The sequence below is a fragment of the Aeromicrobium sp. A1-2 genome (assembly GCF_003443875.1).
Lineage (GTDB): Bacteria > Actinomycetota > Actinomycetes > Propionibacteriales > Nocardioidaceae > Aeromicrobium.
On the sequence record NZ_CP027482.1, the window covers coordinates 2,421,219 to 2,434,794 of the forward strand.

Sequence of the window (13,576 nt, forward strand, 5' to 3'; positions counted from 1 at the left end):
CGCTGACATGGGACTGACCCGTGCGGAGCTCGAGTCGTGTGCCGGCCGGACGATCCCCGACCTCGTTCCGGACGACGACCTGAGGCTGCTGTTCGTCGGGATCAACCCCGGCCTGGTCAGCGCGGCGACCGGCCTGCACTTCGCCAGGCCGGGCAACCGGTTCTATCCTGCCCTCCGCCTGGCCGGAATCCTGCCCGCGGCTTGCCTCACGCCTGAGGCTGCGGTGCCGGAGCTGCTTCGCCGGGGTGTCGGAATCACCAACATCGTCGCCCGCGCCTCGGCGCGCGCCGACGAGTTGGATGACGTCGAGCTGGTGCAGGGTCGCGAACGGCTCGAGGCGTTCGTTGCGGAGCACCGCCCACGGGTCGTCGCGCTGGCCGGCATCACGTCGTACCGGGTCGCCTTCGCGGAGAAGAAGGCGAAGGCCGGACGTCAGGACCGCACGATCGACGGAGCCGAGGTGTGGGTCGTCCCCAACCCCAGCGGCCTGAACGCGCACGAGACGGTCGCGTCCCTGGCTGCTACGTACCGCGCAGCGGCAGAGGCCGCGGGGATCCCGGTGCCGGAGCCCGCGGCCCAGTCGGACTAGCGCGGCGTCATCGTCAGCTCGAATCCCTTGGGCATCAACGTCAGCCGTTCGACGATCTCGAGCTCGTAGTCGGGGTCGCCGGCGATGTCGTAGCGGTGCAGCAGCCGTGCGAGGACCAGGATCGCCTCGTGCAGGGCGAACTGCCGCCCGATGCACGACCGCTCCCCCGTACCGAACGGCTTGTACGAGTGCGGCAGGCGTCCCCGCGAGCGCTCGGGCAGGAAGCGGTCGGGGTCGAACTGATCGGCGTCATCGCCCCAGACCGCAGGATCGCGATGCAGCATCGGGAGCACCACGATGGCCCAGTCCTCGGGCCGCATCGTGTGGCCCGAGCTGAGCACCGTCGTCTCGCGTGGGCTCCGGGCGAACGCCGGGGCGGTCGGCCACAGTCGAAGCCCCTCGTCGAGCACGCGGCGCAGGTACCGGAACTTCGCGACCTGCTCGAACGTCGGCTCGGCATCCCGGTCGTCGCCCAGGATCTGGTCGACCTCGGCCTGCGCCGCGGCAAGGATCTTGGGATCTCGCGACAGGTAGTACAACGCGAACGACAGTGCGCCCGACGTGGTCTCGTGGCCCGCAACCAGAAAGGTCAGGATCTGGTGCCGGATGTTGATGTCGTCGAGCCGCGCCCCGGTCTCGGGGTGCGGCGTGTGCAGCATGATGCCCAGCAGATCGCTCTCGTCGATCTCGCCGGACCTCCGCTCGGCGATGATGTCGTCCAGGAGCGAGTCGATGTACGTCTGGTGGTGCGCATTGGCCTTGTTGATCCGCTTGGCCATCCGCGACGACCCGGGCATCGAGTTGAGCGCGCCCTTGCGCTGGCCTGCTTTGAGCGCCGCGATCATGGCCGGGATGAACGGGTGCGGCTCGCTGCGGCTGAACGATCCGAAGTCGGTGCTGAACGCCGTGCGGCTGATGGTCTCCATCGTCAGCTTCGTCATGTCGGCCGAGACGTCGACCGGGCCCGCCTTCAGGTCCCAGAGGTCGAACAGCTCCTGAGCCGCGGCGAGCATGACGGGGTGGTAGCCGCGCATTGCGTCCTTGGTGAAGGCCGGGCGGAGCAAGTCATGCGCCAGGCCCCAGTTGGTCTCGTCGTTGTACGCCGTGAAGAGACCCTCGCCAGCAAACTCCCGCAACGCGACAAGGGCTGGCGACAGCCCCTTGACGAACCGCGACTCGTCGGCCAGCTCGGCGGCCAGCTCAGCACCGACCACGAAGACGAATTTCTGGTCGAAGACCTTGAGCTCGAAGATCGGCCCCAGCCCGGCGCTGCGGCGCATCGTGTTCTGCAGCGGCGTCGGCCCCACGGAGCCCAGGGCACCCCCCACCAGCGGCTTGCGGCCTGCGGGGTGCGGGAAGTTCTGACCTGACCAGTCGTTCTGCACGAAGGCTCCTTATTGCACTGGAATTCAGTAGGGCCACTGTAGCCCGTGCTGAATCGATGTCAAGTAGTGTGGCGAGCATGGCCACCCGCACCCGCATGAGCCGTGAGGCCCGGCAGGACCAGCTGCTCGACCTGGGCGCCGAGCTGTTCGCCGACCGGTCCTATGAGGACGTCCACATCGAGGAGCTCTCCGAGGTTGCTGGCGTCTCCCGCGGCCTGCTCTACCACTACTTCCCGACCAAGCGGGCGTTCTTCGCCGCGATGGTCCGCCGTGAGTCCGGGCGCATGATCGAGACCACCGTGACCGACCCTTCGCTGCCGGTCCTCGACCAGCTGAAGCAGGGCATCGAGACCTACCTCGACTATTGCGAGGACCACAAGCTCGGCGTCAAGGCGATCTTCCATGGCGCGGCATCGGCCGATCCGGAGATCCAGGAGATCATCGAGCAGGACCTGCGGGTCCACCACGACCGCATCATCGCGGTGGTCGAGCCGAACGGACGATCTACCGAGCTGATGCGGATCGCCGTACGTAGCTGGCTGCAGTTCATGCGAAGTGCATGTCACCAGTGGCTCGACGCACAGGAGGCAACCCGCGACGAGATCCGCGATCTGTGCGCCCAGACGCTGGTGGGTGCGCTGATGGCCCTGCCGGAGGGCTCCCGCCCCTCCGGACTGGCCGGCCTGACCCCGAGCGACTAGAGGCCGTTGCGCTTGCTGAACGACGCGGTCAGTCGCGCATAGCCCGGTCCACTGATCCGGACGATCTTGTCCAGCACCCATGCGTCGCTGCCGATCAGGACGCGCGCCTTGTTCTTCTCGACACCCTTGAGGATGACCTTGGCGGCCTTCTCCGGCGACGTGCGAGCCAGCTTGTCGAACGACGTGGCGAGCTGATCGTGATCGCGGCCCTCGACCTCGCCGCCGTTGCGGGCGATGTTGGTCTTGATGCCGCCGGGGTGGACACAGGTGACCCTGACCGGACGTCCGGTGATGATCATCTCCTGGCGCAGCGACTCGGTGAATCCGCGCACCGCGAACTTCGCCGCGTTGTACGCGCTCTGCGTCGGCACGGAGAACAGCCCGAAGATGCTCGAAATGTTGACGATGTGACCGTCACCGGACTCGATGAGGTGCGGCAGGAAGGCCTTGGTCCCGCTGACGACGCCCCAGAAGTCAACGTCCATGACCCGGTCGAGATCCTTGAAGGACATCTCCTCAACATTGCCGACGAAGGCGATCCCGGCGTTGTTGAACACCATGTTGACGCCGCCAAAGTGCTCGGCGACGCCATCGGCGTACGCCAGCACGAGCTCACGCTGGGCGACGTCGAGGTGATCGGCCTTGACCTCCGCGCCGGCGGCCCTGACCAGGGCCTCCGTCTCGGCCAGGCCGTGCAGGTCGACATCGCAGATCGCGAGCTTCGCACCCCTGCGGGCCAGCTCGACGGACAACGCGCGGCCGATGCCGGAGGCGGCGCCGGTGACGACGGCGACCTTGTCGGTGAAGTGGGTCATGGGAGGGTCCTCTCGCAATTCAGATACCCAGAGTATCCGAACGCGAGGCTAGCAGATCATCCGACTATCCAGCAGTGGGTTGATCGATCGTTTCTGCCTGACCCTGGTCGAACTGGGTGTGGTGCAACTCTTCGTAGCGGCCGCCCAGCGCCAGCAGCTCGCTGTGGGTGCCCTGCTCCACGATCCGACCGTCCTCGACCACCAGGACGCGGTCTGCGGCCCGGACGGTCGACAAGCGGTGCGCAATGACGACCGAGGTGCGCCCCTCAAGCGCGACCGCGAGGGCCTCCTGCACTGCCGACTCCGAGGTGGAGTCCAGGTGCGCCGTCGCCTCGTCGAGGATGACGACCCGGGGTTGAGCCAGCAGCAGCCGGGCGATCGTGAGTCGTTGGCGCTCACCGCCGGACAACCGGTAGCCCCGCTCACCGACCACGGTGTCGAGACCATCGGACAGGCCACTGACCAGGTCATCGAGCCGGGCGTCCCGCAGCGCCTTCCACAGCTCGGTGTCGCTGGCCTCGGGTCGCGCCAGCAGCAGGTTCTCCCGGATCGATTCGTGGAACAGATGGCCGTCCTGCGTCGCCATGCCCAGGGTGCCGCGCAAGGATGCCATCGAGACGTCACGGACGTCGACGCCGCCGAGCTTGACGCTGCCGGAGTCGACGTCGTACAGGCGCGGGATCAGGCTCGCGATCGTGGACTTGCCGGCACCCGAGGTGCCGACCAGCGCGACCATCTGGCCCGGCTCGACCCGGAACGATATGTCGTGCAGAACGTCGACACCGCCGCGGTTGTCGAGCATCGCGACCTCCTCGAGCGAGGCCAGCGAGACCTTGTCGGCCGAAGGGTACGCAAACGTGACGTGGGAGAAGTCGACCGAGACCGGGCCGTCCGGCACCTCGACCGCGCCGTCCTTCTCGCGGATCAACGGCTGCAGGTCGAGGACCTCGAAGACCCGCTCGAAGCTGACCACGGCACTCATGATCTCGACGCGCGCGCTGGCCAGCGCCGTCAGCGGCGCGTAGAGCCGAGTCAGCAGCAAGGCCAGTGAGACGACCGCCCCCGGGTCGAGCGAGCCCTTGAGCGCGTAGAAGCCGCCCAAGCCGTAGACCACGGCGAGCGCAAGGGCCGACACCGTGGTCAGGGCGGTGACGAACACCGACTGCAGCATCGCGGACCGGATGCCGATGTCGCGTACCCGACGAGCTCGCGCAGCGAACTCGACCGACTCCGCGTCGGGCCGGCCGTAGAGCTTGACCAGCGTCGCGCCCGGCGCGGAGAAGCGCTCGGTCATGCGCGTGCTCATGACCGCATTGTGGTTGGCCGCCTCGCGTGACAGGGCCGCGAGGCGACTGCCCATCCGCCTCGCCGGTACGACAAACACCGGCAGCAAGACCAGCGCCACGGCCGTGATCTGCCACGAGATGCTGAGCATCACGATGAGGGTCAGCGTCAGCATCACGACGTTGCTGACGACACCCGACAGTGTGCCGCTGAACGCGCGCTGTGCGCCGAGGACGTCATTGTTGAGCCGGCTGACCAGCGCTCCGGTGCGGGTGCGGGTGAAGAAGGCGATCGGCATCCGCTGGACGTGGTCGAAGACAGTCGTGCGGAGGTCGAGGATCAGCCCCTCACCGATCGTCGCGGACAACCAGCGGGTCCAGATGCCGAGCGCCGCGTCCGCGAGCGCGATCAGGGCAATCAGGCCCGCGATGCCGAACACTGTGCTCCGGGAGTCGCCGTCGACGATCGCATTGACGACACGGCCGGCGAGCACAGGTGTGGCCACAGCGAGCGAGGCCGAGACCACGCTCAGGATCAAGAACTGGATCAGCTGCCGCTTGTGGGGCGCAGCGAACGAACCGATGCGGAGCAGCGTCTCCTTGGTGAGCTTTTGCGGTCCGGTCTCGGTGGTCATGACGCGATGGAGCGATGTCCACGCTGTGACGTCCATGCTCATGGCGTCCTCCTGGATCGACTAGGCCTGCCAAGTGTCCACCCGGGGCACGACAAACCTAGAACCTCAAGCAGGGTCGAGGTCAATCGGGCGCTGGGAGCCGGTCGATCGTGCGTCGTCTGGGCCGTAGTGTGACCTCTGGCATGGGCGGCGCCGGGATGCGCTGACCGTCGTGACCCGCGACTTCGCCGAAACGTGCGGAGGCGGCTTCCCACTGGGAGCGCGCGTCGACGATGTCCTCGTGCGAGCGCCCGATGAAGTTCCACCACATCACGAGATCCTCCTCGAATGGCACGCCGCCGATCAGGAGCAGAGTCGTTGCGGCCGGCGTGTGGATCTGCACCTCGGTGCGGCCCGGAGCCAGATAACGCATCTGGCGGTGGATGATCTCGGTGCCGGCCACCAGCGCCTCGCCGTCGACCGCGAGGATCGCGTGCTCGAAGTCCGGGCGGAGCGGGATCGTCGCTGCTCCCGCGACGATCCGCAGCTCGGCGCCGACCATCGGGGAGTACGTCGTGGCCGGCGACACCGCGTCCTCGACCTCGCCCATCAGGACCGTGGCCGACCAGTTGCGGCCCTCGGCGCGGGGCAGATCGGGGTGATGCTCGAATCCGGCCTCGCCGGAAAGCTGGCTGCTCGGGAGCGCAACCCACAGCTGCAGCCCGTGCATCGGCACCGAGAGGTCGCCGACCGAGAACTCCGAGTGGGAGACACCACGGCCGGAGGTCATCAGGTTGAGCTCGCCGGGCCGCAGGACGACATCGCTGCCCAGGCTGTCGCGGTGGCGGATCTCGCCGGCCAGTGGCCAGGTCACGGTCTGCAGCCCGGTGTGCGGGTGCGGCAGCACCGCCATCGGATCGGCCGTGGGTCCGAAGTGATCGACGAAGCACCATGGTCCGACGGTCGGCAGGCCTCGATGCGGCAACGTGCGATGCACCGTGACTCCCCGGAGCCCACCCAGGGGCACCTCTCGGGCGTCCAGCGAAAGGTCGCGCAAGGTCATGCGAGAAGCGTACGTCGCAGCTGCTCGACGACCGCGTCGCTGCCGCCGATCGTGCGGAACCAACCGTGCACACCGTCGTCATGGGCGTCCCACGCGTCGAGGACACCGTCGATCGCCTCGACCGGCACGGTCATGAACTCCGGCGGCAGCGTTGCGCGGTGCTGATGCCCCGGAGCCGTACGGAGCCGGGTCGTGATGGCCCGCTCGGCGTGGAGGGTCTGGAGGTAGTCCGCCACGATGTCCTCGCGGGACACGCCAACAAGCCTCAGGACCAGGGCCACCGAGACGCCCGTGCGGTCCTTGCCGGCCGCACAGTGGATCAGCGTCGCGCCTGGAGCCAGCCCGACCTCCCGAACGAGCTCGACGAGGTGCAGTGCCGCGTGGTCGAGCAGCAACAGGTAGAGCCCGGCCAAGTCCAGCACGGGGCCTGCGTCGGGGCGGAGGGCGCTGAGCAGCGGCAGGTTGACGATGCGGGCGCCAGTGCCGGCCAGGGGATGGATCTGCTCGGACTCACCGGGCGATCGCAGGTCGAGCACGAGCGATGGAGGCCACACGATCTCCGGGGGTGCGTGATCCAGGTGGGAGGGCACCGCGCTGCGCAGCACCCGACCAGCAAGCACGCGGTTGCCATCGACGGTCACGACTCCACCGACGTCACGGAGATTGGGGACGAGTTCTGGCACGCCCACACCATAGACGCAAGCAAGGACACACTCCCGCCCACGGATCTGACATGAATCGTTCCACCGGTCCACGTAAAGTGACCGCGTGCCCCGCTCCCGCAAGATCGCGAAGAAGACCTTGATCGGTGGAGGTGCGACGCTGACGGGCTTCTACGGTTTCCTCGTCGGTGAGGCCCTGCTCGCACGCCGCTCGATCGGCACCACGGACGACCGGCCGCCATCGCCCGACGGCCTCTACGGCGATGACCTTCCGGGAGACCCCATCCGGGTCCTGGTGCTCGGCGACTCGGCCGCGGTCGGGTACGGAGTCGACCGGGCCGATGCGACCCCCTCGGGCATGATCGGGCTGGGACTCGCACACGTCATGGACGCCCCGGTCGAGGTGCAGTGCCGCGCGGTCGTCGGCGCCCAGACCTCGGACCTGATCGGTCAGATCGATCTCGATCCCGACTGGCGCCCCGCCGTCACGGTCATCATCGTCGGCACCAACGACGTGACCCACCAGGTGACTCCCCGAGCGTCGGCCCGGATGCTCGCCGAGGTCGTGCGTCGACTTGTCGCCGAGGACTGTGCGGTCGTGGTCGGCACCTGCCCGGACCTGGGCACGGTGCAACCGATTCTCCAGCCGCTGCGCACGATCGCCCGCTGGATGAGCCGCGCCTTGGCGCGCAAGCAGACCATCGCGGTCGTCGAGGCCGGTGGCCGCGCAGTCTCGCTCGGCGATCTGCTGGGCACCCTGTTCACCGAGAAGCGCGACGTGATGTTCGGCGCCGATGAGTTCCATCCGTCCGAGACCGGCTACGCCAATGTGGTCTCGGTCCTGATCCCCGCAGTCTCGGCGTCGCTGAGACAGCAGCAGGTCGTGGTCGAGTATGCGGGCCACCCGGGCGACCTGACCTCGGTCGCCGATGCAGCTGCGGTCTCGATCCGGTACCCCGGCACCCAGGTCGTCCGTGATGCGGGCGCGGGCGGCCGGTTCGCCTCGGTGCTTCGGCGGCGTCGCGTCTCCTGACCAGAGGGCCACATCCGGCGTGATCACGATGCGCCGAACGCAACGATGGCCGGCTCCGAGGAGCCGGCCATCGTCATGTCGAACGGGTGAGGATCAGTCGCCACGCAGGATGGCGAGGATGCGCAGGATCTCGATGTACAGCCACACCAGGGTGACCGTGAGACCGAACGCTGCACGCCACGACTCCCGCTCGGGGATGCCGGCCGCGACGCCCTTCTCGATGTAGTCGAAGTCCAGGATCAGGAAGAAGATCGCGAGGACGACGAGCGCGCAGGAGACCAGCAGGCCTAGCGTGTTGAAGCCGCGGAGTCCGCCGCTCTCGAACACGCCGGTCAGGCTGAGGATCCAGTTGAGGACCAGCACGCCGACCACCGTGAATCCGGCGATCATGACGACCCGGCGGAACTTCGGCGTGACCTGGATGTCGAAGAACCGGTAGGCGGCGAGCGTGCCCGCGAACGCCAGGACCGTGCCGAGCACGGCCTGGAACACGATCGACGGCTCACCGACGTACGAGGCGATGACCTTGGAGAAGGCGCCGATGAAGACACCTTCGACCAGCGCGTACGCGATGACGAGCGCCGGGCTGACGACCTTCTTGAACGAGTTGACCATCGCCAGGACGAAGCCGATCAGGGCGCCACCCATCGCGAAGGTGTACGCCGTGCCCTGGGCTGCGTTGGCCTTGGTGATGTCACCGTCGTTGAGGTCCCCGATCAGGAACCACGTCACGGCGGCTGACAGGACCAGCAGGCCGAGCGTGATGGCGGTCTTCTCGACGACCGTGTCCATCGTCATGCGGCCGCTGCCGCGCTCGGTGTGCGTGGGCGAGCCGTTGAGGTCAACCTGCCACTGGGACGGGTCGTTGGCGATCGCGCCGCCGCGGCCGTTGAACTCGGCGCTGCGGGCGAAGACGGGGTTGCTGCTCTTCATGATTCCCTCCGTGGGAGTCGGCTCTCAGATGGAGTCGTAGTGTCTTCACCCTATCCAACGCGTCAGCGCTCCGGTTTGATCCCGTCTCAGTCGTTGGGTTTGGCAACCTTTTCGGCGCTGACCAGCGCAGAAGGACGCCTGCTGGCCCTGCGCCGTCCCGTCAGGAGATGCGGTGCGTGCCGGTGTACGCGTTGAACGCCCCGCCGCGGCTGAAGCCCAACAACGTCATGCCGGCCGAGCCGGCATGCTCGGCAGCGAGCGAGGACGGGGCCGAGACCGCGGCAAGGACCGGGATGCCAGCCATGTGCGCCTTCTGGACGAGCTCGAACGAGGTGCGCCCCGAGACCTGCAACGTCGTGCCTCCCAGCGGCAGCCGACCTTCGCGCAGCGCCCAGCCGACGACCTTGTCGACCGCGTTGTGCCGGCCGACGTCCTCGCGGAGGCACACGAGATTGCCGGAGGTGTCGAACAGACCCGCCGCATGCACGCCGCCGGTGCGGTCGAACACCTTCTGGCCCTCGCGGAGACGGTCCGGCAGCAAGCCGAGCAGCTCGTGACTCCACGTCGAGTCGTCGTCGAGGTGACCGAAGTGGGCGGCCTTGTGCACCGCATCGATCGAGGCAGTGCCGCAGATGCCGCACGAGCTCGAGGTCAACACGTGCCGCTCGAGCGACACGTCCGGTGGCGGCGTGTCCGCGCTCAGCTCGGCATCGATGACGTTGAAGGTCTGCAACCCGTCGTCGTCGGTGCCGGCACAGAACCGCATCGAGACCAGTTGATCGGCCGACCAGATCACCCCCTCGGAAACCAAGAACCCCGCGACCAGGTCGAAGTCATCGCCCGGCGAGCGCATCGTGACCGACAGCGAGGTGCCGTTGACCCTGATCTCGAGCGGCTCCTCGACTGCCAGCGCGTCTTCACGGATCGTCGCGGAACCGTCAGCGGCGTAGCGGGTGACCTTGGTGCGCCGGGTGAGTCGACCAGCCACTCAGGACCCCTCCCCGACCCGTTCGCACAACGCGGTCGCAGCGTCGATCGCGTCGCGCAGGTCCGCCTCGGACCCACCCGCCAGGCCTGCCGCCAGGCCCGCCACGAACGTCGTCAGCGGGGCCGCCGGGCGGATGACCGCGTGCGCCGCCACGGCCGCCAGGTCGAGGACCAGCTCGGGATCGAGGTCGAGCTCGTTGATGCCGAGCTCGGCGGCAACAGTCGCCATCCAGTCCTCGAGGGAGATCTCAGCCATCGTGTCCTCCTTGCTCGAGCGCCTTGTCACGATCGTGCCACGTGTCGATGTCGAGCGCCGCTCCAGCGGGCACCGCGATCTCGACCAGCGTCAGCGGCGCCAGCAGCGCGCGGACTGACAGGTCGGTCAGGGTCGGCTGCGCGGCGATCGCCGCGCGCAGTGCAGCCGTGTCGAGCACGCTCATCAGGTATTGCCTTCGTCCGTCCTGGTCGATCGCGACGACGCCGTCATCCGCAGCCGCGCCGACCAGGGTCTCGACCACATCGCCCAGGAAGGGCTGGTCGCACGCGACGACCAGGACGTACGGCGCGCGCACCTTGCCCAGTCCCGCTCCGATCGCCGCAGCCGGGCCGGCGAATCGGGGCTCCTCCTGCACGACGATCGCACCGGGCGCCCGAGCGTCTCCCACGACGATGACCCGGTCGGCGCCGGCAACCGCCCGCAGAGTACGGGCCAACAGCGTCTCCCCCGCGATCTCCAACGTCGCCTTGTCGACCCCGCCCAGGCGCGAACCTCGCCCGCCGGCCAGCACGATCGCGTCCCACGTCATGTCAGCCGCCGACGCCGTGCAGGTAGTACTGCGCGAGCGTGGCCGCGGCGAACCGCGAGCCGTCGCTGCGCTGACTGGTCCCAGTCGGAGAACTGCGGAGCGTCTCTGTCGAGCATCAGCTGCGTGCGCTCGACGAACAGAGCGTGGACGTCACGCACGTGGCCGGCGTACTCCGCCGGGGACCATGTGCTCGGGTGCGGACGGACGCGGGCATCGGCACGGGACAGGACCCCGGACCAGCGCGGCAGGCTCTCCCGCACCCGCCCGGCAATCTCGCCCGGCGGGACGTCTGCGGCGACAAGTCCGCACTCGGGGCAGGTCGCGTCGAGCACCCAGGTCCAGTCCTTGCTGTCGGGCTCGATGTTCACGCGTCTACGCTAGCGCGAGTGGAAGCCCCGACATACCGGACCGAGCCGGTCTCCTTCGCCCGCCGCGGCGGGCGACTCAGCGACCGCCAACAGGCCGCATGGGACGCACTAGCCGAGAAACACGTCCTGGATGTCCCACGGCTCGGGACCAACACCTCGGTCGACCCCGCCTACGTCCTCGACACCCGGGCAGCGTTCGGACGCAGCGCACCCCTGGTGGTGGAGATCGGCAGTGGCCGCGGCGAGGCGCTGGTGCATGCCGCCGCAGAGCAGCCGGAGGTCGACTTCCTGGCCCTCGAGGTCTACGTGCCGGGCGTCGCACAGACCCTCGTGACGATGCGGCACCGCGGCGTCACGAACGTGCGCCTGCTCGTCGTGAACGCCGCCGAGGCCCTCACCACGATGCTGCCGCCGGCGTCCGTCCACGAGCTACGGGTGTGGTCCCCCGATCCGTGGCACAAGAAGCGCCACAACAAGCGCCGGCTCGTGACGGCCTCCTTCGCCGAGCTGGCCGCACGGGTCCTCGAGCCCGGCGGCGCATGGCGGCTGGCGACCGACTGGGAGGAGTACGCCGAGCAGATCCGCTCGGTCGTCGACGCCTCGCCGGACTTCGACGGAGGCGAGTGGTCACCGCGTTTCGAAGGTCGCCCGCTGACCCGGTTCGAGAACAAAGGCCTGAGCGTTGGTCGGACGATTCGCGACGTCGAAGCCATCCGCCGGTCCGCCTAGGATGGACCGATGATCGAGACCAGCAACGCCGAGAAGCTCCACATCTCCGACGGATTCGTCGTCTGGGTCGTCGGCGCCACGGTCGAGGAGACCTCGCTGCTGGATCCGTTGCCCGAAGGGGCCGTCACGATCGAGGTCCGCGACGAGGAGCGGCCCGAGAGCGTCGATGCCGCGATCATGGTCACCGACAACCGCACGGCGCTGGCCGACGACTTCGACGAGGTGCTCCCCCAGCTGGGCTCGATCCCGGTCGTCTGGATCGCCTACCCGCTGCACGGCCACTCCGACCTCGACGAGGAGACCCTGCAGTCGCTGCTGTCGGAGTACGGCTGGGAGGCCATCGAGAGCATCGCCCTCGACGAGACCTGGGCCGCGATGCGGATCCAGCAGTCCTGACTCGCCCTGCTCCTGCAGGTACTAGGCAGCGTGCCGGAACCGCGTGATCCAGATGCCCGGCGGGACCTGCTCGTCACCCTGGGCTCGGAAGCCGTGCTTGCCGTACAGCGAGACGGCCGGCGCGTTCGCCCGACCCGTCGCAGCCACGACCGGACGACTCGATGCTGCTTCGAGGACACGGCCCAGCAGGGTGCTGGCGATGCCCCGCCGCATCGCCGACGGGCTCACCATGACCTTCTGGATCTCGACCACGTCGACGGACTCCCACCACGCGATGGCACCGACGAGCCGCACGCCGTCCCACGCCGTGACCCAGCGACCGCGCCACGCCGTCAGACCTATCTCGTCCTCCTGCAGCGGCGGAATGCGGTCATCGCCGATCAGTGCGGCCTCCATCGCGTAGGAGGTCCGCTGCAGGCGCAACAGGGCTGCTGCCAGATACGGATCGGCTGCGGGGTCTGGCGACGACAGGATCATCCGGAGCCGCCCAGCATTGCGTCCAGGCCGGCCTCGGCGAGCCGTTGCCACTCGGCGGCGTGCTCGGCGGGCACGACGACCCAGTCCTTCATCGGACGTCCCTTGCCGGACGGATCGAACGGCTGTGCTCCCGTGAGCGCCAGCGCTTCGGCGTACGCAGCGGTGTCGGCACCGAGCTTGATCGCCAGGCGGTCGCGACCGAAGCTCGCGACCACCCCCCCCTCGTACGTCAGGGAACGTGATCCGAACAGCGCACCTGGCAGCACGCCGCGCGGCGCCAGCTCGTCCAGGATCTCGTCGAATCGGGCTTCTGCGTCCATCCTCACCTCGCTGGGCGTCAGCCTACTGCGTGGTCGGACGCAGCGTCCGTGATCACCCGGCAAGACCGTCCGTCTGCTGGGGCGGCGCCTCGCGACGTCCCTAACCGACGACCAGCGGCGTCAGCGGGTGGATCGCCGGCGGAGCGGACAGCTCGGTGCCCAGCACCGCGAGCGCCGACTGGATGTGCGGCGTCTGCATGTGGGAGTCGAGGTCGGACGGATCGCTCCACTGCTCGATCGTGACGAACGTGCCCGGCGCCGCGGTGGACTCCGAGAGGTCGTACGCGAGGCAGCCCGCCTCTTCACGGGTCGGCGCCACGAGCCCCTGCATGGCCGCGCGGACGGCGTCCTCCGATCCCGGCTTGGCAGTGATGACGGCAACGACCTGGACGCTCATGATTCCTCCGATGGTGGA

Annotated in this window: 18 protein-coding genes; 5 read left to right on the forward strand and 13 right to left on the reverse strand. The window is 68.5% G+C overall.

Annotated elements, in window-relative coordinates; genetic code table 11:
- Nucleotides 1-7 precede the first annotated feature (7 nt).
- The gene (locus C6I20_RS11835; RefSeq protein WP_118396151.1) at nucleotides 8-589 is read left to right on the forward strand and encodes a mismatch-specific DNA-glycosylase; all 582 of its coding nucleotides are present in this window, start codon (nucleotides 8-10) and stop codon (nucleotides 587-589) included.
- Here the strand turns inward: C6I20_RS11835 and C6I20_RS11840 are convergent.
- Complete coding sequence (locus tag C6I20_RS11840; protein WP_118396152.1) at nucleotides 586-1,974, reverse strand: cytochrome P450; 1,389 nt, start codon at nucleotides 1,972-1,974, stop codon at nucleotides 586-588. The genes C6I20_RS11835 and C6I20_RS11840 overlap by 4 nt on opposite strands.
- Nucleotides 1,975-2,051: 77 nt before the next feature.
- On the opposite strand from C6I20_RS11840, the gene C6I20_RS11845 reads away from it, so the two are divergent.
- Nucleotides 2,052-2,675, forward strand: a complete 624-nt coding sequence (locus C6I20_RS11845; protein WP_162891291.1) for a TetR/AcrR family transcriptional regulator — start codon at nucleotides 2,052-2,054, stop codon at nucleotides 2,673-2,675.
- Here the strand turns inward: C6I20_RS11845 and C6I20_RS11850 are convergent.
- The 4 genes from C6I20_RS11850 to C6I20_RS11865 form a co-directional block, all read right to left on the reverse strand.
- A complete protein-coding gene (locus C6I20_RS11850) occupies nucleotides 2,672-3,490 on the reverse strand; it encodes an SDR family oxidoreductase (protein ID WP_118396154.1) in 819 nt (272 codons plus the stop codon). The two genes, C6I20_RS11845 and C6I20_RS11850, sit on opposite strands and share 4 nt — an antisense overlap.
- A 64-nt stretch (nucleotides 3,491-3,554) precedes the next feature.
- Entirely contained in the window at nucleotides 3,555-5,450 is a 1,896-nt protein-coding gene (locus tag C6I20_RS11855; protein WP_118396155.1) for an ABC transporter ATP-binding protein, read from the reverse strand.
- A 79-nt stretch (nucleotides 5,451-5,529) separates the two neighbouring features.
- Nucleotides 5,530-6,450, reverse strand: coding sequence for a pirin family protein (locus C6I20_RS11860; protein WP_118396156.1), 921 nt, complete (start codon nucleotides 6,448-6,450; stop codon nucleotides 5,530-5,532).
- Nucleotides 6,447-7,133 carry a tyrosine-protein phosphatase gene (locus tag C6I20_RS11865; RefSeq protein WP_162891292.1) on the reverse strand — a complete coding sequence of 229 codons (687 nt, stop codon included), beginning with the start codon at nucleotides 7,131-7,133 and terminating at the stop codon, nucleotides 6,447-6,449. The genes C6I20_RS11860 and C6I20_RS11865 overlap by 4 nt, the downstream gene beginning before the upstream one ends.
- An 85-nt stretch (nucleotides 7,134-7,218) precedes the next feature.
- On the opposite strand from C6I20_RS11865, the gene C6I20_RS11870 reads away from it, so the two are divergent.
- The gene (locus C6I20_RS11870; protein WP_118396157.1) at nucleotides 7,219-8,145 is read left to right on the forward strand and encodes an SGNH/GDSL hydrolase family protein; all 927 of its coding nucleotides are present in this window, start codon (nucleotides 7,219-7,221) and stop codon (nucleotides 8,143-8,145) included.
- 93 nt (nucleotides 8,146-8,238) lie between these two features.
- Here the strand turns inward: C6I20_RS11870 and C6I20_RS11875 are convergent, their stop codons facing one another.
- From C6I20_RS11875 to C6I20_RS11895, 5 genes are all read right to left on the reverse strand, one after another.
- Entirely contained in the window at nucleotides 8,239-9,078 is an 840-nt protein-coding gene (locus tag C6I20_RS11875) for a Bax inhibitor-1/YccA family protein (RefSeq protein ID WP_118396158.1), read from the reverse strand.
- A gap of 160 nt (nucleotides 9,079-9,238) precedes the next feature.
- On the reverse strand, nucleotides 9,239-10,066 hold the full coding sequence (gene fdhD, locus C6I20_RS11880; RefSeq protein WP_118396159.1) for a formate dehydrogenase accessory sulfurtransferase FdhD: 828 nt from the start codon (nucleotides 10,064-10,066) through the stop codon (nucleotides 9,239-9,241).
- Nucleotides 10,067-10,321 carry a DUF6457 domain-containing protein gene (locus tag C6I20_RS17145; protein WP_162891293.1) on the reverse strand — a complete coding sequence of 85 codons (255 nt, stop codon included), beginning with the start codon at nucleotides 10,319-10,321 and terminating at the stop codon, nucleotides 10,067-10,069. It lies immediately after the preceding gene.
- The gene (locus tag C6I20_RS11890; protein WP_118396160.1) at nucleotides 10,314-10,871 is read right to left on the reverse strand and encodes a molybdenum cofactor guanylyltransferase; all 558 of its coding nucleotides are present in this window, start codon (nucleotides 10,869-10,871) and stop codon (nucleotides 10,314-10,316) included. The genes C6I20_RS17145 and C6I20_RS11890 overlap by 8 nt, the downstream gene beginning before the upstream one ends.
- Entirely contained in the window at nucleotides 10,868-11,239 is a 372-nt protein-coding gene (locus tag C6I20_RS11895; protein ID WP_216822879.1) for a DinB family protein, read from the reverse strand. The genes C6I20_RS11890 and C6I20_RS11895 overlap by 4 nt, the downstream gene beginning before the upstream one ends.
- 18 nt (nucleotides 11,240-11,257) lie before the next feature.
- Between C6I20_RS11895 and trmB the strand changes: the two genes are divergently transcribed.
- Both trmB and C6I20_RS11905 read left to right on the forward strand, forming a co-directional pair.
- On the forward strand, nucleotides 11,258-11,968 hold the full coding sequence (gene trmB, locus C6I20_RS11900) for a tRNA (guanosine(46)-N7)-methyltransferase TrmB (protein WP_118396161.1): 711 nt from the start codon (nucleotides 11,258-11,260) through the stop codon (nucleotides 11,966-11,968).
- 9 nt (nucleotides 11,969-11,977) lie between these two features.
- Complete coding sequence (locus C6I20_RS11905; RefSeq protein ID WP_118396162.1) at nucleotides 11,978-12,364, forward strand: DUF3052 family protein; 387 nt, start codon at nucleotides 11,978-11,980, stop codon at nucleotides 12,362-12,364.
- 21 nt (nucleotides 12,365-12,385) lie between these two features.
- On the opposite strand, the gene C6I20_RS11910 is transcribed toward C6I20_RS11905, so the two are convergent.
- The 3 genes from C6I20_RS11910 to C6I20_RS11920 all read right to left on the reverse strand — a co-directional run bounded on the left by C6I20_RS11910 (nucleotide 12,386) and on the right by C6I20_RS11920 (nucleotide 13,558).
- The gene (locus C6I20_RS11910) at nucleotides 12,386-12,841 is read right to left on the reverse strand and encodes a GNAT family N-acetyltransferase (RefSeq protein WP_118396163.1); all 456 of its coding nucleotides are present in this window, start codon (nucleotides 12,839-12,841) and stop codon (nucleotides 12,386-12,388) included.
- A complete protein-coding gene (locus C6I20_RS11915) occupies nucleotides 12,838-13,161 on the reverse strand; it encodes a hypothetical protein (protein WP_118396164.1) in 324 nt (107 codons plus the stop codon). Before C6I20_RS11915 ends, C6I20_RS11910 begins: the two co-directional genes overlap by 4 nt.
- A 100-nt stretch (nucleotides 13,162-13,261) precedes the next feature.
- Complete coding sequence (locus tag C6I20_RS11920; protein WP_216822880.1) at nucleotides 13,262-13,558, reverse strand: putative quinol monooxygenase; 297 nt, start codon at nucleotides 13,556-13,558, stop codon at nucleotides 13,262-13,264.
- Nucleotides 13,559-13,576 lie beyond the last annotated feature (18 nt).